Origin of the sequence: Bosea sp. RAC05 (assembly GCF_001713455.1) — a bacterium.
Classification (GTDB): Bacteria; Pseudomonadota; Alphaproteobacteria; order Rhizobiales; family Beijerinckiaceae; genus Allobosea.
This window is the reverse complement of record NZ_CP016464.1, coordinates 1,465,505-1,487,926: the sequence shown is the minus strand read 5'-3', so window position 1 is coordinate 1,487,926 and position 22,422 is coordinate 1,465,505. Positions and strand designations below refer to the sequence as shown.

General features: G+C 67.8%; 20 protein-coding genes and 1 tRNA gene. 5 read left to right on the top strand and 16 right to left on the bottom strand.

Annotation, left to right across the window (positions count from 1 at the left end):
• Positions 1-13: 13 nt before the first annotated feature.
• The 11 genes from BSY19_RS28500 to BSY19_RS10435 all read right to left on the bottom strand — a co-directional run bounded on the left by BSY19_RS28500 (position 14) and on the right by BSY19_RS10435 (position 12,167).
• Complete coding sequence (locus tag BSY19_RS28500) at positions 14-616, bottom strand: TetR/AcrR family transcriptional regulator (protein ID WP_069054121.1); 603 nt, start codon at positions 614-616, stop codon at positions 14-16.
• Positions 613-1,794: an acyl-CoA dehydrogenase family protein gene (locus BSY19_RS10480; protein WP_069054120.1), complete on the bottom strand. Its 1,182-nt coding sequence runs from the start codon at positions 1,792-1,794 to the stop codon at positions 613-615. Before BSY19_RS10480 ends, BSY19_RS28500 begins: the two co-directional genes overlap by 4 nt.
• Before the next feature lie 155 nt (positions 1,795-1,949).
• A complete protein-coding gene (locus BSY19_RS10475; RefSeq protein ID WP_069054119.1) occupies positions 1,950-3,386 on the bottom strand; it encodes an amidohydrolase family protein in 1,437 nt (478 codons plus the stop codon).
• Positions 3,387-3,593: 207 nt separating this feature from the next.
• The gene (locus BSY19_RS10470; protein WP_210184423.1) at positions 3,594-5,183 is read right to left on the bottom strand and encodes an ABC transporter substrate-binding protein; all 1,590 of its coding nucleotides are present in this window, start codon (positions 5,181-5,183) and stop codon (positions 3,594-3,596) included.
• A gap of 47 nt (positions 5,184-5,230) precedes the next feature.
• Positions 5,231-6,118: an ABC transporter permease gene (locus BSY19_RS10465; RefSeq protein WP_069054118.1), complete on the bottom strand. Its 888-nt coding sequence runs from the start codon at positions 6,116-6,118 to the stop codon at positions 5,231-5,233.
• On the bottom strand, positions 6,111-7,055 hold the full coding sequence (locus tag BSY19_RS10460) for an ABC transporter permease (RefSeq protein ID WP_069054117.1): 945 nt from the start codon (positions 7,053-7,055) through the stop codon (positions 6,111-6,113). The genes BSY19_RS10465 and BSY19_RS10460 overlap by 8 nt, the downstream gene beginning before the upstream one ends.
• A 100-nt stretch (positions 7,056-7,155) precedes the next feature.
• The gene (locus tag BSY19_RS10455; protein WP_069054116.1) at positions 7,156-8,781 is read right to left on the bottom strand and encodes an amidohydrolase; all 1,626 of its coding nucleotides are present in this window, start codon (positions 8,779-8,781) and stop codon (positions 7,156-7,158) included.
• Positions 8,782-8,946: 165 nt separating this feature from the next.
• Positions 8,947-9,022, bottom strand: a tRNA-Thr gene (locus BSY19_RS10450).
• 81 nt (positions 9,023-9,103) lie between these two features.
• On the bottom strand, positions 9,104-10,051 hold the full coding sequence (locus BSY19_RS10445) for a prephenate/arogenate dehydrogenase family protein (protein ID WP_069054115.1): 948 nt from the start codon (positions 10,049-10,051) through the stop codon (positions 9,104-9,106).
• Complete coding sequence (gene hisC / locus BSY19_RS10440) at positions 10,051-11,151, bottom strand: histidinol-phosphate transaminase (RefSeq protein ID WP_069054114.1); 1,101 nt, start codon at positions 11,149-11,151, stop codon at positions 10,051-10,053. The genes BSY19_RS10445 and hisC overlap by 1 nt, the downstream gene beginning before the upstream one ends.
• 161 nt (positions 11,152-11,312) lie before the next feature.
• A complete protein-coding gene (locus BSY19_RS10435) occupies positions 11,313-12,167 on the bottom strand; it encodes a chorismate mutase (RefSeq protein WP_069054113.1) in 855 nt (284 codons plus the stop codon).
• Between the two features lie 200 nt (positions 12,168-12,367).
• Between BSY19_RS10435 and metX the strand changes: the two genes are divergently transcribed.
• Genes metX through BSY19_RS10420 form a run of 3 tightly spaced genes read left to right on the top strand, consistent with a single transcriptional unit; the run spans position 12,368 to position 14,570 of the window.
• Positions 12,368-13,537 (top strand): homoserine O-acetyltransferase MetX, encoded by a 1,170-nt coding sequence (gene metX, locus BSY19_RS10430; protein WP_069054112.1) that lies wholly within the window; start codon positions 12,368-12,370, stop codon positions 13,535-13,537.
• Positions 13,538-13,541: 4 nt separating this feature from the next.
• Positions 13,542-14,165 carry a methionine biosynthesis protein MetW gene (metW, locus tag BSY19_RS10425; protein WP_150129572.1) on the top strand — a complete coding sequence of 208 codons (624 nt, stop codon included), beginning with the start codon at positions 13,542-13,544 and terminating at the stop codon, positions 14,163-14,165.
• Between the two features lie 33 nt (positions 14,166-14,198).
• Positions 14,199-14,570: a thiol-disulfide oxidoreductase DCC family protein gene (locus BSY19_RS10420; protein ID WP_069054111.1), complete on the top strand. Its 372-nt coding sequence runs from the start codon at positions 14,199-14,201 to the stop codon at positions 14,568-14,570.
• A 24-nt stretch (positions 14,571-14,594) separates the two neighbouring features.
• Here BSY19_RS10420 and clpB read toward each other — a convergent pair whose 3' ends face one another.
• Positions 14,595-17,216 (bottom strand): ATP-dependent chaperone ClpB, encoded by a 2,622-nt coding sequence (clpB, locus tag BSY19_RS10415; RefSeq protein ID WP_069054110.1) that lies wholly within the window; start codon positions 17,214-17,216, stop codon positions 14,595-14,597.
• 174 nt (positions 17,217-17,390) lie between these two features.
• On the opposite strand from clpB, the gene BSY19_RS10410 reads away from it, so the two are divergent.
• Positions 17,391-17,735: a DUF2293 domain-containing protein gene (locus BSY19_RS10410; protein ID WP_069054109.1), complete on the top strand. Its 345-nt coding sequence runs from the start codon at positions 17,391-17,393 to the stop codon at positions 17,733-17,735.
• 82 nt (positions 17,736-17,817) lie between these two features.
• Entirely contained in the window at positions 17,818-18,603 is a 786-nt protein-coding gene (locus tag BSY19_RS10405; RefSeq protein WP_069054108.1) for an MOSC domain-containing protein, read from the top strand.
• 79 nt (positions 18,604-18,682) lie between these two features.
• On the opposite strand, the gene BSY19_RS28140 is transcribed toward BSY19_RS10405, so the two are convergent.
• From BSY19_RS28140 to prfA, 4 genes are all read right to left on the bottom strand, one after another.
• Positions 18,683-19,720, bottom strand: coding sequence for a DUF4167 domain-containing protein (locus tag BSY19_RS28140; protein WP_069054107.1), 1,038 nt, complete (start codon positions 19,718-19,720; stop codon positions 18,683-18,685).
• A 388-nt stretch (positions 19,721-20,108) separates the two neighbouring features.
• Positions 20,109-20,972, bottom strand: a complete 864-nt coding sequence (gene prmC, locus BSY19_RS28315; RefSeq protein ID WP_069056987.1) for a peptide chain release factor N(5)-glutamine methyltransferase — start codon at positions 20,970-20,972, stop codon at positions 20,109-20,111.
• A complete protein-coding gene (locus BSY19_RS28310) occupies positions 20,969-21,247 on the bottom strand; it encodes a hypothetical protein (protein WP_236840611.1) in 279 nt (92 codons plus the stop codon). Before BSY19_RS28310 ends, prmC begins: the two co-directional genes overlap by 4 nt.
• Positions 21,248-21,331: 84 nt before the next feature.
• Positions 21,332-22,417: a peptide chain release factor 1 gene (prfA, locus tag BSY19_RS10390; RefSeq protein WP_069054106.1), complete on the bottom strand. Its 1,086-nt coding sequence runs from the start codon at positions 22,415-22,417 to the stop codon at positions 21,332-21,334.
• Positions 22,418-22,422: the final 5 nt, after the last annotated feature.

Below are 22,422 nucleotides of genomic sequence, written 5' to 3'. Positions count from 1 at the left end.
ATGCCGATTTGCGTCAGCGCGCGAGGATGAGGGCCGAGAACTCCCGGGCCACATCCGCGGTGGCGAAGCGCCCGGGACGAAACCAGTCGATCGAGCCGTTCATCGCCCCCAGGATGAGGTAGCGGATCAGGTCGGGCGAGCGCTCCTTCGGCAAGGCTCCGGCGGCCTGCAGCTCCGCGATGAGGGCGCGCCAGACGTCCTCATAGGCCCGCCTCGCCGCCCGCACGCTCTCGGGCACCGGCGTCGCGCCGAAGGTGAAGACGCGGAAGCTCGCGGTGGTGTAGTCGCGCTGGCCATGGAGGGCGGTCAGATGGGCCGTGATCGCCGCATCGAGCCTTCGATCGGGCTGTGCCCCCGCCGTCTCCGCCAGTGCAGCCACGACCGCGTCGTGTACGAAGCGCACTCCGTCATTGACCACCGCCTCGACGATCTCCTCCTTGGAGGCGAAGTGGTGATAGAGGCTCGCCTTGCGGATGCCGACCGCCTCGGCGATCTCTCGCAGCGTGGTCTGGTGATAGCCGCCCGAACGCAGCAGCCGCGCCGCCGTGTCGAGGATCAGGCGGCGCGACCCGCCGGGGGCGGCCTCCCGCGCGAGACTGTCGGTCGCCGCGCTCACAGCCGCTTGGCGACCTCTTCCAGCATGACCTCGGTGGCGCCGCCGCCGATGGCCTGCACCCGGGCGTCGCGCGTCATGCGCTCGATCGTGCTCTCGCGCATATAGCCCATGCCGCCATGAAACTGCAGGCAGGCGTACATGACCTCGTTGACGAGTTCGCCGCAGTAGGCCTTGACCATCGAGACCTCGCGCGTCGCATCGACGCCCTGCGCGTCGAGCCAGGCGGCGTGGTAGACGAGCTGCCGGCCGGCCTCCACCTTCGCCGCCAGCATGGCGAGCTTCTGGCGGATGGCCTGCTTGTCCCAGAGCGGGGCGCCGAAGGCTTTCCGGGTCTTCACATAGTCCAGCGTCAGGTCGATCGCGGCCTGGGCCTCGCCCATCGCCATGGCGCCGATCACGGTGCGCTCGTTCTGGAAGTTGCTCATGATCGCGTAGAAACCGCGGCCCTCCTGCCCGAGGAGGTTCTCGGCGGGAATGCGGCAATCCTCGAAGACGAGCTCGGCTGTGTCCGAGGAGCGCCAGCCATGCTTGTCCAGCTCGCGCGCGACGCGGAAACCGGGCGTGCCCTTCTCGACCAGGAAGATCGAGACCGATTGCGAGGGCTTGGCCGCAAGGTCCGTCTTGGCGGCGACGCAGTAGAGATCGGCATGGACGCCGTTGGTGATGTAGACCTTGGCGCCGTTCAGCACATAGCTGTCGCCCTCGCGCCGGGCCGTGGTGCGGATGCCCTTCACGTCGGAGCCGGCGTCGGGTTCGGTCACGGCGACAGCGACGATCTTCTCACCGGCGATGATGGCCGGCATCAGCCGGTCGCGCTGGGCCTTGCTGCCGGCATTGGCGATGTGGACGGAGGCCATGTCGGTGTGGACGAGCGCGGTGATCGCCACGCCCGAGAAGGTCGAGCGGCCGAGTTCCTCGGCGAAGACGACGGTCGCCATCGTGTCCATCTCGGAGCCGCCGTACTCGGCCGGATAGCGGATGCCGAGGAAGCCGAGTGAGCCCATCTTCCGAAGGACCTCGCGGGGGACGAAGCCCGCCTCCTCCCAGGCCAGGGCATGGGGCTTGATCTCGGTCTCGACGAAGCGGCGGACCTGGTCGCGCAGCGCCTCATGCTCCTCGGTGAAATAGGGCGATCGCGCGAGCGTTCCCTCGGCTCCGATCTTCTCGACTGCGGACATGCCGGCCTCCCGTCACGATGCACCAACCTACCGGACGGTAGGCTGGCTGCACCGCGAGATCAAGCGGCGGGCTGACGCAGGCGACCCCTGCCCCGGCCTCGAGCGCCGGCGGCGTCCCGCGCGGGTTCCGCCTTTGCCGACGCAGCGGGACGCGATCAGCCGCGTGTCGGGAAGGTCAGCGGCGAGATTTCGAGATGGTCGCGCTTGGCCCAGTCGAGGTCCTTGACCTTGGGCTCGGCGCGGCGCTGGGCCTCCTCGAGTTCGGCGGCGGCGGCGGCGTAGTCCATCGTCAGGACCTTGCCGTTGTCGACGACGGTGACGCCGTCGACGATGACCGTCGTCACGGCGCGCTCGCCGGCGGCATAGATCAGGCTGCGCACGGGATCGCGCAGCGGCCGCATCATCGGATGGGTGACATCGACCAGCACGATGTCGGCCTTGGCGCCCTTGGCGAGGCGGCCGATGTCGTCGCGGCCGAGCGCCTTGGCGCTGCCCAGCGTCGCGGCGTTGAAGGCATCCGAGGTGCGCAGATCGAACACATCCTCCGCCATCATGCGCGAGCCGATGCAGACGGCCCGCAGCTCCTCGAGCATGTGGTGGGGATAGGTGTCGGTGCCGATGCCGACATTCACGCCGGCGGCGACATACTGCCCGAAGCTCTGCATTGCGATACCGCGGCGCTGGAACACGATCGGGCAATGGGCGACGCTGGTGCCGGTCTCGACGAGGCAGCCGAGATCGTCCGTCGCCGGCCATTTCACCGAGGAGTGGTGGTCGAGGAAGATGCCGTGGCCGATGATCGAGAACGGCCCGAGCACATCGAGCGATTCCAGCCATTCGACCGGCGTCATGCCGTGGCGGCGGGTGATCTCGTGGAACTCGACGACGCTCTGAGCGGCGTGGATCTGGAAGGGAACTTTGCGCTTCTCGGCCTCGGCATAGCTCGCCTGGATCAGCTCGGGCGTGCAGGTGTCGATCTGCGAGGGCGAGACCATGCCGGAGAGGCGTCCCGAATCGTCGGCCGCGACCTGGTCGAGCAGCTTCATGGCGGCGGCCATGGCGGCTTCGCCCGCCTTCTCGTCCCATTCGTATTTCGCGAGATGGCCGTTGTCGGTGTACCAGCGGGCCGAACGGTACATCGGCGAGAAGACGCCGCGCAGGCCCGAGGCCTTGAAGGTCTCGAGCCAGCCATCCCAGGCGACCGACATGTCGACCAGTGTGGTGACGCCCGACATCAAGAGCTCGGAATAGGTCACCTGCGCGCAGGACTTGATCCCCTGCGCGTCGCAGCGGAACAGCGGCATGAACTCGTAGAGCGCCGTGCCGTACATCTTCGGTGAGCCGAGCTCGTCGTTCCAGCCCTTGGTCATCGCCTCGGACGAGGGATGGGAATGGATGTTGACGAGACCCGGCATCACCATTTTGCCGCGCCCGTCGACCGTCACGTCCGCCTTGCCCTTGAACGTCCCGCCGACATGGACAATCCGGTCGCCGTCATAGGCGACATCGCCGTCGCGCAGATAGACATGCCCCTTGGCCTTGGCGTCGTAGGCGACGATCCAGCTGGCGTTGGCGATGAGGGTGATCGGCATGGCAGTCTCCGGCTTGGGCGGCCCATAAGGGAGATGGTGCTTCCCTTCCCCCTTGTGGGGAAGGGAGAGGGATGGGGGTGGCCCCGACTGGCGATCGATCGCCAGACGACGTTGCAAGAGTGTCCCGGCGGACGCTGCAGAGGGCTCGCTCTAGCTTTGCGCCCCCCACCCCTGGCCCCTCCCCACAAGGGGGAGGGGAATGGCAAATCAACGCACGAACTTCAGATCCAGCCCCTTGTAGAGGCCGCAACCGTAGATGTTGTGGGCCTTGAAGGGAGCCAGCCGCGCCGAGGCCGCGATCTTCATCGGCTCGTGATAGAGCGGCAGCCAGACCGCCGCCTCATGCACCTTCTTCAGCACCTCGCCATAGGCGGCGGCGCGGTCGGCATCGTTCAGCGCCGTCATGCCCTTGCTCAGCAGCGCATCCGTCTCGGCGTCCTTCCAGTTCATCCGGTTGGGCGTCGGCGCGTTGGCGGAGGGGAAGTAGAGATTCAGCGCGTCGCCGGCCGAGATGTAGGGGAAGCTCATCCCGAACATGTCGAACTCCTGCGTCGCCAGCTTGCCCCAGGCGATGGTGGCGTCGAAGAGCTGGACCTTGAGATCGACGCCGATCTTGCGCAGGTCGCCCTGGATCGCCTCCATCAGCTTCTGCCAGGTCGAGCCCGTGAAGCCATAGACCACCGGCGCGAGCTTCTTGCCGTCCTTGGCGCGGAAGCCGTCGGCGCCCTTCACCCAGCCGGCAGCATCGAGGATCTTGTTGGCCTCGGCGACATTGGTCCTGATCGGCGTGACCGACTTGTTCCAGTCGAGCGCTTCGGTGGAGATGTAGCTGTAGGCCGGCTCGACCTCGCCGAAATAGAGGTTCTCGGCGATCGCCTTCTGATCGACCGCCATCACCATGGCCTTGCGCACGGCGGGATCGTTGACGCCGTCCTTGTCTATCTTGAAGCCGACGAAATAGGTCCAGAAGGCTTCCTTGGAGTCGACGAGCTTGAGATTGCGGTTGGCGCGGATCTGCGACAGGCCGGAATAGGGCACGTATTGCGTGACCTGGCTCTGGCCGGTCATGACGGCGGCGAGGCGGGTGTTCTCCTCGGGCACGATGCGCCAGACGATCTCGTCGATCTGGGCGGCGCCCTTGTTCTCGTAGATCGGCGGGCCCCACTTGTAGGCGGCGTGCTTCTTCAGGCGGAATTCATTGCGCGGCTTCCAGTCGCCCCAGCAATAGGGGCCGGTGCCGTTGAAGCCCTTCACGCCGAAATCGGCGCCGAGCGCCTCGACATTCGCCTTGTCCATGATGACGGCGAAGCTCTGGGTGAGCTGGTAGAGCAGCTCGGAGAAGGGGTCGGTCAGCTTGTACTCGACCGTGGTGTCGTCGACGGCGACGATGTCATCGACCTTGCCGGCGCGCCAACGCACCGGCGAGCGCGTGGCGGGGTCGATCCAGCGCTTCATCGAGTAGACCACGTCCTGCGCCGTCATCTTCTTGCCGTCGCAGAAGGAGACGTCGTTGCGCAGCTTGAAGGTGTAGGTCTTGCCGTCCGGCGACACCGTCCAGGAGGTGGCGAGGCCGGGCTTGATCGTCGACATGTCGTGGTCGAGCGAGACCAGCGTGTCGGCCATCATGAAGATGACCTCGGAGGCCGCGCGGGCGGTCGAGCGGTGGGGATCGTAGCGGTCGCTGTCGACCTCGCGCACGATGGTCAGGCTGGCGTTGGACCCCTGCGCGGCCGCTGGGCCGGCCAGAGCCGCCAGGCCCAGCAGGGCGCCCGTGGCGATGGATGTGAGATGCTTCACGATCGGTCTCCCCTTTTGTTTTGAAACGAGCGGTTGAATTCGGTGCCTCACTGGTTCCGCATGCGCGGATCGAGCAGGTCGCGCAGCGCATCGCCCAGCAGATTGACGCAGAGCACGATGGCGATGATCACGAGGCTCGGCAAAAGCGAGATATGCGGCGCGAAGAACAGCGCGTCGCGGCCGAGCGAGGCCATCATGCCGAGCTCCGCCTCCGGCGGGCGCACCCCGAGCCCGAGGAAGGACAGCGCCGCGCCGATCAGGATGATCTGGCCGAAGCGCAGGGTCATGAAGACGAAGACCGGCGACAGGCAGTTCAGCGCGAGGTAGCGCCAGATCAGCGTCCGGTCCGGCAGGCCCATGGCGCGGCCGGCCTCCATGTAGTCCTGCCCCATGATGACGATGGCGGCGCTGCGGGTGATGCGGGCGACGTCGGGAATGGTCGCGATCGAGAGCGCGATCACGATGGCCGTCAGGCCGGGCCCGACGACGGCGGCGAGCGCCAGCCCGAGCAGAATCGCCGGGAAGGACAGAAGGATGTCGGCGGCGCGCATGATGTAGGGGTCGAGCCGGCGGTAATAGACGCCGAGCAGGGCGACCAGAGCGCCCAGCCCCCCGCCGATGATGATCGAGGCCAGGCCCATCACCAGTGTCAGCCGCGTGCCGTAGAGCAGGCGCGAGAGCATGTCGCGGCCCTGCCCGTCCGTGCCGAGCCAGTGCTGCGGCAGCGAGCCGTCGCTCCAGACCGGCGGCACGAAGGGGCGGCGCGTGGTGTTGTAGGGGTCGAAGGGCGCGAGCCAGGGCGCAAACACCGCCGCCAGCACGATCAGCACCAGCAGCACCGCCGCGAGCAAGGCGAGCTTGTCGCGCAGGATGCGGCGGCCGAAGGCCCTGAGCGGCCGGCTCGCGACGGGGGCGGTGACGGCGATGTCAGCCATGTTTTTCCACCCGCGGATCGAGCACGGCATAGAGCATGTCGACGATCAGATTGATCACCAGGAAGGCCAGCGCGAGGATCAGGATGGCGCCCTGCGCCAGCGGGAAGTCGCTGGCGAGAATGGCGCCGACGGCGAGCCGGCCGACGCCGGGCCAGGAGTAGATCGTCTCGGTGACGACGGCGCCGCCGAGCAGGTAGCCGGCCTGCAGGCCGATCAGCGTCACGACCGGGATCAGGGCGTTGCGCAGGACATGGCGCAGCACCACGGCGCGCTCCGAGAGCCCCTTGGCGCGGGCGGTGCGGACATGGTCGGCACTCAGCACCTCGAGCGCGGCGGTGCGCGTCATGCGGGCGATCGGGCCGACGAAGACGAGGCCGAGCGTCAGCGCCGGCAGCGCGATCGCGGCGAGCCCCTCCAGGCTCCAGAGCGGGCCGCCGCGCCCGATGAAGGGCAGAAGGCCCCAATGGTAGCCGATATACTGCATCAGGATCAGGCCGATGAAGAAAACCGGGGTCGAGACGCCGGCGACCGAGATCGCGATGACGATGCGGTCGAGCAGGCGGCCGCGATAGACCGCCGCGATGGTGCCGAGCGCGATGCCGAGCGGCACGGCCCAGACCAGGCAGGCGAACATCAGCTCGGCGGTGGGCCCGATCGCCTCGCCGAGCTCGGCGACAACGCTGGTGTTGGAGATCAGCGAGACGCCGAGATCGCCCTGCAGGACGCGGGCGAGATAGATGCCGAACTGGACGATGACCGGCCGATCGAGCCCGAGATCCTTGCGGATCTGCTCGACCAGCTCGGGGCTCGCGGTCGGGCCGGCGACGATGGCGGCGGGGTCGGCGGGGACGAGTTGCAGCAGCAGGAAGCCGAACAGCAGCACGCCGAACAGCACCGGCACCGACATGGCGACACGCTGGGCGATGTGGTTCAGCATGGGCGCTCCACCCCCGTCATTGCGAGCGCAGCGAAGCAATCCAGCGCCGCGTGCTCTGCAACTCCTGGATTGCTTCGCTCCGCTCGCAATGACGAATCCATCACGCTTCCGCCCCGTACACGACCTTGCCCGCGATGATCGTCATGTCGCAGCGGGTCTCGTGCAAGAGCTGTTCCGGCGTGGCGTTGGACAGGTCGCGCGAGAAGATCGCGACATCCGCGGCCATGCCCGGCAGGAGGCGGCCGCGGCTGTCCTCGCAGCGGTTCACATAGGCGCCGAACTCGGTGTAGGCGGAGATGACCTCGTCGATGGTCAGGGTCTGGTCCGGCGAGATGACGGTGCCGCGCGCCGTCTTGCGGGTCAGCATCGTGTAGATGTTGGGCCAGATGTTCGCGTCGCAGACCGGCGCATCCGAGGAGGCGGCGGGCTTCAGGCCGGCGCTGATCCAGTCCCGCATCGGGTAGCAGGCCTCGACGCGGTCGGCTTCCAGCACCGAGAGATAGAGATCGCCGAAATCATAGATGAAGACCGGCTGCGGCACGGGCTCGATGCCGAGCCGGACCATGCGGGCGATCTGCTCCTGCGAGTTGAAGCCGCAATGCTCGATGCGGTGGCGGCGGTCGGGATCGGGATGATCGTTCAGCCCGTTTTCCATCGCGTTCAGCGTCTGCTCGATGGCGGCATCGCCGATGGCATGCACCGCGAGCTGATAGCCCTTGGCGTGATAGTCGCGGGTCAGCGCGTCCATCTCGGCATCGGTGAGGCAGAAGATGCCCTTGGTCTCGGGCTCGCCGAGATAGGGCAGGCTCATCGCCGCGGTACGCCCGCCGGCCGAGCCGTCGGTGAAGATCTTGACCGGGCCGACGCTGAGCCAGTCGTCGCCCGCCCCCGTCACCAGCCCGTCGGCGAAGCACTGCTCGACGATGCCGTTATGCCCGCCGAGCAGGCACATGTTGGTGCGCACCGGCAGGCGGCCGGTGCGCTGCGCCGTGCGATAGGCCGCGACCTCGCGATAGCGCGAGCGCATGCCCACGGCAGCGTCCATGACCGAGGTGATGCCGAAGGAGTTGCAGTAGCGCCCGGCCCGCTCGATCGCGGCGACGAGTTCCTCGTCGGTCGGATCGGGGATGACCTTCTTGACCGGATCGCGGCCGTTCTCGGCCATCAGCCCGGTCAGCACGCCATTGACCTGCTCGATCGCGCCGCCGGCGGGAACGGGAGTTGTCTCGTCGACACCGGCGAGCTTCAGCGCCAGCGAATTGGCGACCGAGAGATGGCCGCAGGCGCGCACGATATAGACGGGGTTGTTCGGCGCGGCGCGGTCCAGCTCCGTGCGGTGCGGATGGCGCTTCACGTCGAGTTCGAAATGGTCGTAGCCGCGCGCCAGGATCCATTCGCCGGGCTTGGCCTTGGCCGCCGCCTGCGCGATCATCTCCAGCAGGCCGTCGAGCGTGCGCACGAAGCGCGGCCGGATGTCGAGCTCCTTCATCGTCAGCCCGAGCGGCAGCAGATGGAGATGCGCCTCGTAGAAGCCGGGCGTCGCCATGCGGCCGGCGAGGTCGATCACTTGCGTGCCAGGGCCGATCAACGGTGCCATATCGGCCGGCGTCCCCGTCGCCAGAACCTTGCCCGCCCAGAGCGCGACAGCCGAGGCGTAACCCTCCTTCAGCCCGAGATAGACCGGACCGTTCTGGAGGACGAGATCGGCATGGGGCAGGCTAGGCATGGAATTAGTTCCTCCGGGAACCAATTCATGGCATCAAAAAAATCCCCGGGCAATCGCGGGGCGCGCAGCAAAAAGCGCCAGTCCGGCGATGAAGAGATGGGCAGCATCGCGCGCCCTCGCTCGCTGAGCAAGGCCTGTTCCGATGACGAAGCGGGAGATTGGGAGTGGTGCCGCTTGAGGGATTCGAACCCCCGACCCCCTCATTACGAATGAGGTGCTCTACCAGCTGAGCTAAAGCGGCGACGCGGGTGGCTCTACCAGCCCGGCCGATTCTTGGCAAGGCGACGGCGCGGGGCGCAGGCCGGAAAATCCGGCTTCTTCGTCAATCCTTGCGCAGCTTTTCCGTCTCGGGCTTCTCCTGGCCGAGCGCGACGATGCCGCGGCGGATGGCGCGGGTGCGGGTGAAGTGCTTGTGCAGCGTGTCGCCGTCGCCGAAGCGGATGGCTCGGGTCAGCACCGCCAGATCCTCGCTGAAGCGGCCGAGCATTTCCAGCACCGCATCCTTGTTGTGCAGGAAGACGTCGCGCCACATCGTCGGGTCCGAGGCCGCGATGCGGGTGAAGTCGCGGAAGCCGCCGGCCGAGAACTTGATCACCTCCGACTGCGTCACCGCCGCCAAATCCTCCGCCGTGCCGACGATGTTGTAGGCGATCAGATGCGGCAGATGGCTGGTGACAGCGAGCACGAGATCATGATGGCTCGCGGTCATCACCTCGACGATCGCGCCCATGCCCTCCCAGAACTGGCGGGTGGCGGCGATGGCGGCCGGATCGGCGTCCTCCGCCGGAGTCAGGATGCACCAGCGGTTGAGGAAGAGGCTGGGGAAGCCGGCGTCGGGGCCGGAATTCTCCGTGCCCGCCACGGGATGGGCCGGGACGAAATGCACGCCTTCGGGCAGATGCGGCGTCACCGCATCGACAACCGATTTCTTGACCGAGCCGACATCGGAGAGGATCGCGCCCGGCTTGAGCATCGCGGCGATCTCGGCCGCAACCGCGCCGCAGGCCCCGACCGGCACGCAGAGGATGATGTGGTCGGCGTCCGCGACGGCAGCGGCGGCCGTGTCCGCGATCTCGTGGCCGAGGCCGAGTTCGCGGGCGCGCTGCCGCACCTCCAGCTCACGGTCATAGAGCACGACGCGGCCGGCGAGGTTCAGCGCCTTGGCGGCATGGGCGATGGAGGAGCCGATCAGCCCGATGCCGATGATCGCGAGCCGCCCGAAGAGCGGGGCGTCCCGCCGGGGCGCGAAGCTGTCCTGGGACGGCGCCATCACGCCGCCAGGAATTCGCTGAGGGCGGCGACGACGAGGCGGTTCTGCTCCTCGGTGCCGATGGTCATGCGCAGCGCGCCGGGCAGGCCATAGGCGCCGACGCCGCGCAGGATCAGGCCGCGCTGCGTCAGGAAGGCATCGGCCTCCTTGGCCGTCCGGCCCGGCGCCGCGGGGAAATGGACCAGCACGAAATTGCCGACGGAGGGCGTGACCGTCAGGCCGAGCTTCTCCAGTTCGGCGGTGGTCCAGGCCAGCCATGTGTCGTTGTGCTCGATCGCGGCCGCGACATGGGCCTCGTCGGCGATAGCCGCCGCGCCGGCCTCGATCGCCGCGCCATTGACGTTGAACGGGCCACGGATACGCTCGAGCGCATCGATGATGTGAGCCGGCCCGTACATCCAGCCGATGCGCAGATTGGCCAGCCCATAGATCTTCGAGAAGGTGCGCGTCATCACGACGTTCTCGCTCTCGGCGACCAGTTCGAGGCCCGAGGCATAGTCGTTGCGGCGGACATATTCGGCATAGGCCGCGTCCAGCACAAGCAGCACATGCGCGGGCAGCCCGGCATGCAGGCGCTTGACCTCGTCGAAGGGCAGATAGGTCCCGGTCGGGTTGTTGGGGTTGGCGAGGAAGACGATCTTCGTGCGCGGCGTCACCGCCGCCAGGATGGCGTCGACATCGGCGGTGAAGTTCGTCTCGTCGACGACGACGGGCTTGCCGCCCGCGGCGAGGATGGCGATGCGGTAGACGAGGAAGCCGTGCTGGGTGAAGACGCCCTCGTCGCCATCGCCGAGATAGGCCTTGGTGATGAGCTGAAGCAGTTCGTCCGAGCCGGTGCCGCAGAGGATGCGGCCGGCGTCGAGCCCGTAGCGGGCGGCGATCGCCTCGCGCAGCTTGGTCGAGGAGCCGTCCGGATAAAGTTCCAGCTTGCCGGCGATCTTGCCATAGGCCTCGACGGCCTTGGGGCTGGGGCCCAGCGGCGTCTCGTTGGAGGAGAGCTTGTGCAGCTTCACGCCGGCCGGAGCGGCCGACTTGCCGGGGACATAGGCCTCGATGTCGAGGACGCCGGGACGGGGCATGGGGCGGGTGGCTGCGGACATGGTCTTGGCTTTCGACGTTGGCGACCCGCTCCGTCGTTCCGGGCGACCGGAGGGAGACCCGGAATCCATCGCAGCGCGCCGCGCTCTACGATGGATCCCGGAGCTCCGCTTCGCGTCGTCCGGGATGACGGTGGTGGATCAGGCGAGAGACATAATCGGGTTCACGAACGGACGGGCTTGAAGGCGAAGCGGGCGGCGTGGCTGCCGATCTCGGCGAAGTCGCTGAGGCCCGCGGGTTCCAGCGAGGCGCGGATCGTGGCCTGGTCGACCTCGCCCGAGGCCGCCACCAAGAGCGAGAGATGCGAGCCGTCGGCGGCCGAGGCCGAGACCTCGGCCAGATGCTGGGCGAGCCCGGCCCTCAGCGTCTCCGACCAGCGCTCGACGCGGGCGGCATAGAGCACGATCTCGCGCACGGCGGCGTCCGCCAGCGGCTTGGCGATGCAGTAGACCGGGGTGCCGGCCGGGTGGTTTGGCCGCTCGATGAAGGGCAGGCGCGCAATGATCTTGGGGGCATCGGCGCCGACGAGATCGCGCCACCAGATGCCGGCGCTGGCGCCCTGGTCCATGCGAAAGATGCCGAGATCGCCCGCCGAGTCCGCCACCGCGCGGATGACGGCGCGGGCATCCGCATGGGTGACGAAGGGGACGGTGAAGCCGAAATGGAAGCGGGCGGAATCGCGCATCGCCGGATCGCCGCCCGAGACATCGGCGTGGACCGAGTAATTCGCCTGCACATAGGTGAAGGTCGCGATGATGAGGCGCCAGATGCCCTCGATCGTGTCGAGCGGCAGGAGGCCCTGATGGCGCAGCGCGAGGCGCTTCATCATGTCCGCCTCTCGCCCGGGGCGGAAGGCCGAGCCCGACACCTGCGTCTTCTTCACCGAGATCAGCGTCTCGATGATCGCGGAGCGCTCCATCAGCAGGCCATGCATCTGCGCATCGATGCGGTCGATCTCCGCGCGCAGATCGGCAAGGGTCGTTGGCGCAGCGAGCGTGGTCGGGGCGGCTTCGGTCATGATGGCAGCGCGATTGCGAGGAACGGCCCTCGTCCCGAGGACCGGGGGTAGATGGAGGCTCTTAGCGCCGCAACCCGCCCTTGGCAAAGCCGGGGGCGCAACGCCGCGTTGACATGACGCACGCGTCGCGGCATCGCTAGGGTTCGATCTTCCGAACGACCTGACCGGCAAGCCAGATTATCGCGTCGAAACGGACAAGAATGAGCGACTTTTCCGCGAGCCTGGCCGACCCTCTGAAGGAAGCCAACGAGCCGACGAGCGCGGTGGCCCGCTTCGGCCCCGACACGCCGCTCGCGATGGATTGCGGCGTCAGCCTCGACCACTGGCAGATCGCCTACCAGACCTATGGCGTTCTGAATGAGGCCCGCTCGAACGCCATCCTGGTCTGCCATGCCCTGACCGGCGACCAGCATGTCGCGAGCCGCAACCCGATCACCGGCAAGGGCGGCTGGTGGACGGCCATGGTCGGCCCCGGCAAGCCTGTAGACACCGACCGCTTCTTCGTGATCTGCGCCAATGTCGTCGGCGGCTGCACGGGCACGACCGGCCCGGCCTCGACCAACCCCGAGACGGGCCAGCCCTGGGGGCTCGGCTTCCCGATGGTGACGATCCGCGACATGGTGCGGGCCCAGCGGCACCTGATCGACAGCCTGGGCATCGAGACCCTGTTCTGCGTCGCCGGGGGCTCGATGGGCGGGATGCAGGTGCTGCAATGGGCGGCGAGCTATCCCGACCGGGTCTTCGCCGCGCTGCCACTGGCGACCGCTGCCAAGCATTCCGCCCAGAACATCGCCTTCCACGAGGTCGGCCGCCAGGCCGTGATGGCCGATCCCGACTGGCGCGGCGGGCGCTATCTCGAGGCGGGGACGCGGCCCTCCAAGGGGCTCTCCGTGGCGCGGATGGGCGCGCATATCACCTATCTCTCCGAGCCGGCGCTGCACCGCAAATTCGGCCGCAAGCTGCAGGACCGGGAGGCGCCGACCTTCTCCTTCGATGCGGATTTCCAGGTCGAGAGCTATCTGCGCTACCAGGGGCTCTCCTTCGTCGAGCGCTTCGACGCCAACTCCTATCTCTACGTGACGCGGGCGATGGACTATTTCGACCTCGCCGCCGACCATGACGGCGTGCTGGCCAAGGCCTTCGCGGGCACGAAGACGCGCTTCTGCGTGGCGTCCTTCACCTCCGACTGGCTGTTCCCGACGGCGGATTCGCGCGCGATCGTGCATGCGCTCAACGCGGCGGGCGCCTCGGTCTCCTTCGTCGAGCTCGAGAGCGACAAGGGCCACGACGCCTTCCTGCTGGAGGAGCCCAACCTGTTCGCGACGACGCGCGGCTTCCTCGGCGCGGCGGCACGGGCGCGGGGGATCTGAAGCGATGGCGCTGACCGACCCCCACACCAGCCGCATTGATCTCAAGCTCGTCGCCGAGATGGTGACGCCCGGCTCGCGCGTGCTCGATGTCGGCTGCGGCGACGGGCAATTGCTGGCGCTGCTCGCCGAAACCCGCAATGTCGATGCGCGCGGCATCGAATTGTCGCGCGAGGGCGTGGCCGGCTGCGTGGCGCGCGGGCTCTCGGTGATCCAGGGCGACGCGGACACGGACCTGACCGAATATCCCGACGACGCCTTCGACTATGTCATCCTGTCCCAGACCATCCAGGCGACGCGCAACCCGCGCTTCGTACTCGAGCAGATGCTGCGGATCGGCCGGCGTGCGATCATCTCCTTCCCGAATTTCGGGCATTGGAAAATGCGCAGCCAGGTCTTCTTCCTCGGCCGCATGCCGGTGACGGAGTCCCTGCCCTATGCCTGGTGGGACACGCCCAACATCCATTTCTGCACGATCCGCGATTTCGTGACGCTGTGCGACACGATCGGCGCGGAAAAGGAGCGCGCGGTGGCGCTCGACGCGGCGGGCGGCCGCGTCGGCGTCAGCGCGCCCTGGTGGTTCTGGAACCTGTTCGGTGCGCAGGCGGTGTTCCTGCTGAAGCGGGGGTAAGGTAGCAGGCGCGCAACCGCCCGGAGACGCCCCTTGAGCTTCACTGTCTGGTACAACACGCGCTGCCCGGTCTGCGATGCCGGCATCACGCACCAGAAGCGCCGGCTGATCGCTGCGGTGAAAGCGGGCGCGATCGAATTTCGCGACATCAACCACGAACCCGAGGCGCTCGCCAGTTGCGGCGCGACATTGGACCAGATCAGGCGGCGGCTGCATGTCATCGACGAGAACGGAAAGCTCGTTGTCGGCGCCGATGTCGCGATCGAAATCTGGCGGCGCACACCCGGCGAGCACTGGCTCGCGACACTAACCGGCAATCGGGTCGTCAAGCCGGTCACTCGGTTCGTCTATGATCGTTTCGCCGACCTGCTCTACGCCTGGAACAAGCGGCGCGGCCACTGGTGAGGTCGCACCGCTCGTCGTTTGCATTCAGTTCAACGGCACGCCCACGGGGCGCTTTTCCTTCACGGCCGCGATATCGCCCAGCATCAGGCTGGCGGGGCCGACAGTGACCGGCACCGTCTCGCCATCATGGACCTTGCCGGCCAGCAGCATCTCGGCCAGCGGGTCCTGGACCGACTTCTGGATGACGCGCTTGAGCGGGCGCGCGCCATAGGCCGGGTCGTAGCCCTTGTCGGCGAGCCACTGGCGGGCCTCCTTCGACAGCTCCAGCACGATCTTGCGGTCGGTCAGGAGCTTGGCGAGACGGGCCATCTGGATGTCGACGATCGCGCCCATGTCCTCCCGGCGCAGCCGGTGGAACAGGATGATATCGTCGATGCGGTTCAGGAACTCCGGCCGGAAAGCCTGCCGGACCACGCCCATCACCTCGTCGCGGACGGCCTCCGAATCCTGCCCCTCGGGCTGGTTCACCAGATAATCGGAGCCCAGGTTCGAGGTCATGATGATCAGCACGTTGCGGAAGTCGACCGTGCGGCCCTGGCCGTCGGTCAGGCGCCCATCGTCGAGCACCTGCAGCAGGACGTTGAACACGTCCGGATGAGCCTTCTCGACCTCGTCGAAGAGCACGACCTGATAGGGCCGGCGGCGCACGGCCTCGGTGAGCGCCCCGCCCTCCTCATAGCCGACATAGCCGGGAGGCGCGCCGATCAGCCGGGAGACCGAGTGCTTCTCCATGTATTCGGACATGTCGAGGCGCACCATCGCGGTGTCGTCGTCGAACAGGAAGGAGGCCAGGGCCTTGGTCAGCTCGGTCTTGCCGACGCCGGTCGGCCCCAGGAACATGAAGGAGCCGATCGGACGGTTGGGATCCTGCAGACCGGCGCGGGCGCGGCGGACGGCCGTCGAGACGGCCTCGACCGCCTCGCGCTGGCCGACCACGCGTGACGCCAGCACCTGCTCCATGCGCAGGAGCTTGTCCTTCTCGCCCTCGAGCATCCGGTCGACGGGAACGCCGGTCCAGCGGCTGACGACCTGGGCGACATGGTCGGCCGTCACGGCCTCCTCGACCATGCCCGAATTGTCGCCGATGGCCTCGATCTCGGCCAGCGTCTTCTCGAGCTGCGGGATCTCGCCATAGGCGAGTTCGCCGGCGCGCTGATACTCACCCTTGCGCTGCGCCTGGGCCAGTTCGGTGCGGGCGTTGTCGAGCTTGGTCTTCAGCTCGGCGGCGGCACCGAGCTTGTCCTTCTCGGCCTTCCACTTGGCCGTGATCGTGGCCGAGCGCGACTCCAGATCGGCGAGCTCGGATTCCAGCCGCTTCAGCCGCTCCTTCGAGCCGGTGTCGCTCTCCTTCTTGAGCGCCTCCTGCTCGATCTTGAGGCGGACGATCTCGCGGTCGATCGAGTCCAGCTCCTCGGGCTTGGAATCGACCTGCATGCGCAGCCGCGCCGAGGCCTCGTCGACGAGGTCGATGGCCTTGTCGGGTAGGAAGCGGTCGGTGATGTAGCGGTTCGACAACGTCGCGGCCGAGACCAGTGCCGAGTCCGTGATGCGGACGCGGTGGTGCTGCTCGTATTTCTCCTTCAGCCCGCGCAGGATCGAGACCGTGTCCTCGACCGAGGGCTCGTCGACGAAGACGGGCTGGAAGCGCCGCGCCAGGGCCGCGTCCTTCTCGACATATTTGCGGTACTCGTCGAGCGTGGTGGCGCCGATGCAGTGCAGGTCGCCGCGCGCCAGAGCGGGCTTGAGCAGGTTCGAGGCGTCCATCGCGCCATCGCTCTTGCCGGCGCCGACGAGGGTGTGCATCTCGTCGATGAAGAGGATGATGCCGCCCTCGGCCGCCGAGACCTCGTTCAGCACCGCCTTCAGCCGCTCCTCGAACTCGCCGCGATACTTCGCGCCGGCGATCAGGGAGCCCATGTCGAGCGAGAGCAGGTCCTTGTCCTTCAGGCCCTCGGGCACGTCGCCATTGACGATGCGCAGCGCCAGCCCTTCGGCAATGGCGGTCTTGCCGACGCCGGGCTCGCCGATCAGGACGGGGTTGTTCTTGGTCCGGCGCGAGAGCACCTGGATCGTGCGGCGGATCTCCTCGTCGCGGCCGATGACCGGATCGAGCTTGCCCTCGCGGGCGGCGGCGGTGAGGTCGCGCGCGTATTTCTTCAGGGCGTCATAGCTCTGCTCGGCTGATGCCGAGTCGGCGGTGCGGCCCTTGCGGATCGCTTCGACGGCGGCGTTGAGCGCCTGCGGCGTGACTCCGGCCTTGCCGAGCGCCTTGCCGGCCTCGCTGTCCTTCTCGATCGCCAGAGCGAGCAGGAGCCGTTCGACGGTCACGAAGGAATCGCCCGCCTTGTCGGCCGCCTTCTCGGCGGTGTCGAAGACACGCGCCAGGCCCTGCGTCAGGCTGACCCCGCCGGCACCGGCGCCGCTCACCTTCGGGAGCCGAGCCAGCGCGGCATCGGTGAGCTGGAGTGCGAGCTTGGCATTGCCGCCCGAGCGGTCGATCAGGCCGGCCGCCATGCCCTCATTGTCGTCCAGCAGCGCCTTGAGCAGATGCTCCGGCGTGAACTGCTGATGGCCCTCGCGGAGCGCGATGGTCTGCGCGGCCTGCAGGAAGCCCTTGGCGCGATCGGTGTATTTCTCGATGTTCATCTGGTCACTCCCGCCCACCGGCTCGCCCCGTAGCAGCGTCGACCGGTCGCCTTTCGTCAGGGTGGAGCCCCCGTGCGGGCCGCTCCTCAGGGCTTAGATAGTGTGGCATTCCCGCAACGGAAGAGGCTGCGAAACCGAATTGACCTGGGTCAAATCCCGCGGGCACCATGGGGCATGGCAGGAACGCAGCGACAGCAGTCGATCCGCAGGGCGCTCCGGGCTCTGGCGCCGGGCATTCCGCTCGCCGACGCGCAGGCCGTGGTGGAACTGGCCGAGCGACGGCACATGAAGGACCTGCCGCCCTCGACCGCGCTCTGGCTCGCGCTGGGGAGCCATGTCCGCCATGTCCACACCGACTATGAGCAGTTGCTGGCCGACGGTTATGACCGCGAAGCGGCCCGCTTCTTCGTCGTGGAGGAGACCGATTCCGTGCTCGCCGGCTGGGGCTGCCAGCGCTCGGTCGCCGAATTGCCCGAGGTCGAGGAGGAGGCTATCCGGACCCGCATCTCACGGCGCTGATCGCAGCCATGCCAGGAATTCATCGCTCTCCACGCCGGGGGCGCGCTAGTCTCGCGATCCGTCTTGCTTCAGGGCCGTCCCCATGCGCATCGCCTCGCTGTACCGCTATCCCGTCAAGGGCCTGTCGCCCGAACGCCTGACCTCGGCGCAGCTCGAGGCGAACAGCTATTTTCCCGGCGACCGGCTGTTTGCGATCGAGAACGGGCCTTCGGGCTTCGACCCCGCCGAACCGGTCCATCAGCCCAAGATCAAGTATCTGATGCTGATGCGGCACGAGGCGCTGGCGACGCTGCGCACCCGCTTTAACGACCCCAGCGGCGATCTCGTCATCGCCCGGGACGGCCAGGAGGTGCTGCAGGCCGACACGACGACGGCCGCGGGGCAAGGCGCCATCAGCGCGTTCTTCGAGGGATTCATGCCCGAGGCGCTGCGCGGCCAGCCGCGATTGCTGCGGGCGCCGGCGGGCTACCGTTTCACCGATTCGCGCTCTGGCTTCGTCTCTCTGATCAACCTCGCCAGCGTCGCCGATCTGGAGAAGCGCATCGGCTCGGCCGTCGATCCGCTGCGGTTCCGCGGCAACATCATGATCGAGGGCTTGCCCCCCTGGAGCGAACTCGATCTCGTCGGCCGCGAGTTGATCACCGCGTCCGGCCTGAGACTGCAGGTCATCAAGCGGATCGAACGCTGTGCGGCCACGAATGTCGATCCGCAGAGCGGGGCCCGCGACCTGCAGGTGCCCAAGGCGCTGATGACCGCTTTCGGGCATGTCGATTGCGGGATCTACTGCCAGATCATGGCGGGCGGCCGGGTGGCCGAGGGCGAGCGTTTCGACCTCGTCGAGAGGCCGGCGGCGCTTGGAATCACCTGACGCAGCCCGGCTTCATCCTTCCTGGAACAAAAAAGGGGCCCTCGCGGGCCCCTTTTCTCTAGACAATCAGTGGGTTGGCTCACTCGGGAGAGCCGTCCGTCTCGGACCCCAGCGCATCCATGACCTCGCGGGGCGAACGGCGGCGACGCGGGCGCTTGACGCCGCCCTCGGCCGAAGCGGCATCGCCACCCTCCGGGCCGACCGGATCGGCGGCGGCGGGCGCCACCTCGGCCGACGGCACGCGAACCGGCGTCGTCAGGAAGGACGGAAGCGCCGCGGCGACATCGCCCGGCTGGTCCGCGTCGAACTCGGCATCCCGCTCGCGGCGGGGCCGGCGTTCCGGCCGCGGGCCACGCTCGGGGCGATCGAAGCGGCGCTCGCCCTGCACGGGCTGCGGCGCCAGATCAGGCTGCTCGCCACCCACGGGAATGTCGGACCGCGGCGCGTCGGGACGCGGCGCATAGCCGCCCTGCACGGGCTGGCCGCCCTCCGGCCGATCGAAGCGACGCTCGCCATCACGGGCGGGCCTGTCGTTGCGCTCGGGCCGGTCGTTGCGATCGAAGCGGCGGTTGCCGTTTCGGTCATTGCCCGGCCGGTCATTGCCGGAGCGGTCGTTCGGCTGGCGATCGTTGGTGCGGGGCGGACGGTCGAAGCGCTGACCGTCCTGGCCCTCGCCCTCGTGCCGCGCTCCGCCATTGCCGTTATAGCCGTTGCCATTCATGGCGCCGCCCTGGGCGTTGCGGCCGTCAGGCTGAGGCCCGCCCGGCTGCATGCCCTGGCCGTCCTCGTCGCCCTCTTCCTCTCCGTCATCGGCATCCTCGTTGAAGGCGCGATTGGGCGGGAAGCTGTGGCCGAACTGCTGGGCCATCTGCTCCTGGGCGGCCAGCAGGATGCGATAATAATGTTCGGCGTGCTGGAAATAGTTCTCAGCCGAGACAGGATCGCCCGACGACTGGGCGTCACGCGCGAGCTGCAGATACTTTTCCGCAACGTGCTGAGCGGTGCCGCGAACCTTGACGTCCGGCCCGTTCGACTCGTAGCTCCGCTGCAGCGGGTTCGGCGCCTTCCGGTTACCGTTGTTGCTGTTATTGTTATTGTTGTTGTTACGGCCGCGCATGCGCCGGTTCTGACCTGGTCTCATTCGCGTGAATCTCGCGCTCTGTGCTCAAGGCAACCGTGGGGTCATCATGCGTGTGCCGGCGCACAGCGGGTTGCGGCGCTGCACCGGGAAGATTTGACCTGAAGTGGCGTAGCGCCGATCCTGGTCTTCACGCGCTCTTTCCAAAAGGGACCTCTTGGCCCCATGAGCCGATGGGCGCCACAGCGCCTTCGGTGTCCAATCTGGCTGGTCAGTTCCGTCGATTCACGGACATGTCCGGAAGAAACGATCGGTCGCCACAGACGTGACCCGCGGCTCCGGCCTGACGACACCAGCGTCGGCTAGTCAGGTGCATAGAGGATTTTACCCGGCGCTCCAAGCAAAATCACACCGATGCCCTCGCTTTTCAGTGCAGAGCAAAGATCAGCGCACGTGGGTGGCCGCCGAGATCGCAGCGCGATTCGAGCCAGATGAAGCCGCCTTCCCGCATGATCGCCTTCACATCCTCTTCCTGCCCGGCGCCGATCTCGAGCAGGACATGGCCGCCATCGGCGAGCCGCCCGCGCAGCGTCCCCGCGAAGATTCGGTAGGGATCGAGTCCGTCGCGCCCCCCGTCGAGCGCGAGCAGGGGATCGTGATCGCGCACCACGGCGTCGAGCGTCGCGATGTCGGCGCTGGGAATATAGGGGGGGTTGGAGACGATCAGATCGAAGCGCCCGTCGAGGCCATCCGTCCAGGATCCTTGCCGGAACAGGGCGCGCCCGGCGACGCCGTTCAGGGCGGCGTTGGTGCGCGCGGTCTCGCAGGCCTCGCCCAACAGATCGATGCCGATTCCCGTTGCGGCAGGGCATTCGCTCAGAAGCGTGACCAGCAGGCAACCCGTGCCGGTGCCGAGATCGAGGATGCGCAGCGGGTCCTGCCGCCGCGCCCCGAGAAGTTCCAGAGCGGTCGCGATCAGCGTCTCGCTGTCGGGTCGCGGCTCCAGGGTCGCGGGGGACAGGCGGAAGGGCAGGCCCCAGAATTCGCGCTCGCCCAGAATGCGCCAGAACGGCTCGCCGGCGAGCCGACGATCGACGGCCTCTTCGAGGGCGGCGGTCATCCCCGGTGTCCAGCAGCCCGGCGTCTCGCTGGCCCCGGTGACATGCTCGACCAGCCATCGCGCTTCGAGGGCCGCGTTGTCGATGCCCGCCTGCAGCAGGCGCCGCGCAGCGTGACGCCGCGCCTCCGATGACGAAGACGCGGCGTCTGGTGAGGTGGACGAGGCCGTCAGTTGCCCTGCATCTTCTCGTTGATGCAGAAGCGCATCTTGGTCCGGATCGAGGAGCGGCTCTCGCGCGAGCCGCGCATCTCGGACTGGCAGGCCCGGCGCGCCTGGGACTGGGTCATCGCCTTGTTCATCCGCGCCGGCTGACCGCTGGTGATGCTCTTCAGGCCTCGCTCCATCGAGCGCTCGACGCGCTCCGCCGTACCCTGGGCCTGCACCGGCGCCACGAGCATCGTCGCCATCAGACCCGCGATGGCCGCGCTCGAAAGAATCTTGATCATAGGAGGCTCCCCCCTGTTGCACTGTCGATGCAGCGACAACGCGGGAGGTCACGGGAGGTTTCATCGCCCCGGCCGAATCATCGGTCACGCGATGCCCTCGCTGGCCAGCAGGCGGGCCTGGTGCTCGGCGGTGAGGGCGTCGATCACCTCGTCCAGCACCAGCCCCTGCATCATCTCGTCCAGCTTGTAGAGCGTCAGGTTGATGCGATGGTCGGTGATCCGCCCCTGCGGGAAGTTGTAGGTGCGGATGCGCTCGGAGCGGTCGCCGGACCCGACCTGCGAGCGCCGGTCGGCCGAGCGCTCGGAATCGAGGCGCATGCGCTCCAGATCGTAGAGCTTGGCGCGCAGCAGTTCATAGGCGCGCGCCTTGTTCTTGTGCTGGGAGCGCTCGTCCTGCACCACGACGACGACGCCGCTCGGCAGATGGGTCAGGCGCACCGCCGACTCGGTCTTGTTAACGTGCTGCCCGCCGGCACCGCCGGCGCGCATCGTGTCGATGCGGATGTCGCTGTCGTTGAGGACGATGTCGACGTCTCCGGCCAGCGGCAGCATCGCCACGGTCGCCGCCGAGGTGTGGATGCGGCCGCTGGTCTCCGTATCCGGCACACGCTGGACGCGGTGCACGCCGGATTCGTATTTCAGCTTCGCATACACGCCGCGGCCCGAGATCTCGGCGATGACCTCCTTGAAGCCGCCGACCGTGCCCTCGCTCTCGGAGAGCAGATCGACGCTCCAGCCCTTCTGGGCGGCATAGCGCTGGTACATCCGGAACAGATCGCCCGCGAAAAGCGAGGCCTCGTCGCCGCCCGTCCCCGCCCGGATCTCGAGGATGACGCCGCGCTCGTCGGCGGCATCCTTGGGCAGCAGCGCGATCAGGATCTCGCGGGCGCGGGCGTCGATCTCGGTGCGGGCCGCGTCGCGCTCCTCATAGGCGAGGTCCCGGAACTCGGCATCGGTCGCGGGGTCCGCGATCAATCCCTCGGCCTCGGTCAGATTCGCCAGTGCCTGGCGCCAGGCGGCGATCGCCGCCACAACCGGATCGAGCTCGGAGAGTTCCTTGGCGAGCTCGACCGTTCGGACCGCGTCCGTGGCGGTGTTGATCTCGGCGGACGCCGCGGCGTGGCGGGCGACGATGGCGTCGAGGCGATCCTGGGGGAGCTGAAGCGACATGGGGG

Bases quoted from the DNA above. Each gene is read 5' to 3' on its own strand.
- BSY19_RS10480 (WP_069054120.1), bottom strand. From the start codon at position 1,794: ATGTCCGCAGTCGAGAAGATCGGAGCCGAGGGAACGCTCGCGCGATCG.
- BSY19_RS10475 (WP_069054119.1), bottom strand. From the start codon at position 3,386: ATGCCGATCACCCTCATCGCCAACGCCAGCTGGATCGTCGCCTACGAC.
- BSY19_RS10465 (WP_069054118.1), bottom strand. From the start codon at position 6,118: ATGGCTGACATCGCCGTCACCGCCCCCGTCGCGAGCCGGCCGCTCAGG.
- BSY19_RS10460 (WP_069054117.1), bottom strand. From the start codon at position 7,055: ATGCTGAACCACATCGCCCAGCGTGTCGCCATGTCGGTGCCGGTGCTG.
- BSY19_RS10455 (WP_069054116.1), bottom strand. From the start codon at position 8,781: ATGCCTAGCCTGCCCCATGCCGATCTCGTCCTCCAGAACGGTCCGGTC.
- BSY19_RS10445 (WP_069054115.1), bottom strand. From the start codon at position 10,051: ATGGCGCCGTCCCAGGACAGCTTCGCGCCCCGGCGGGACGCCCCGCTC.
- hisC (WP_069054114.1), bottom strand. From the start codon at position 11,151: ATGTCCGCAGCCACCCGCCCCATGCCCCGTCCCGGCGTCCTCGACATC.
- BSY19_RS10435 (WP_069054113.1), bottom strand. From the start codon at position 12,167: ATGACCGAAGCCGCCCCGACCACGCTCGCTGCGCCAACGACCCTTGCC.
- metX (WP_069054112.1), top strand. From the start codon at position 12,368: ATGAGCGACTTTTCCGCGAGCCTGGCCGACCCTCTGAAGGAAGCCAAC.
- metW (WP_150129572.1), top strand. From the start codon at position 13,542: ATGGCGCTGACCGACCCCCACACCAGCCGCATTGATCTCAAGCTCGTC.
- clpB (WP_069054110.1), bottom strand. From the start codon at position 17,216: ATGAACATCGAGAAATACACCGATCGCGCCAAGGGCTTCCTGCAGGCC.
- BSY19_RS10410 (WP_069054109.1), top strand. From the start codon at position 17,391: ATGGCAGGAACGCAGCGACAGCAGTCGATCCGCAGGGCGCTCCGGGCT.
- BSY19_RS10405 (WP_069054108.1), top strand. From the start codon at position 17,818: ATGCGCATCGCCTCGCTGTACCGCTATCCCGTCAAGGGCCTGTCGCCC.
- BSY19_RS28140 (WP_069054107.1), bottom strand. From the start codon at position 19,720: ATGCGCGGCCGTAACAACAACAATAACAATAACAGCAACAACGGTAAC.
- BSY19_RS28310 (WP_236840611.1), bottom strand. From the start codon at position 21,247: ATGATCAAGATTCTTTCGAGCGCGGCCATCGCGGGTCTGATGGCGACG.
- prfA (WP_069054106.1), bottom strand. From the start codon at position 22,417: ATGTCGCTTCAGCTCCCCCAGGATCGCCTCGACGCCATCGTCGCCCGC.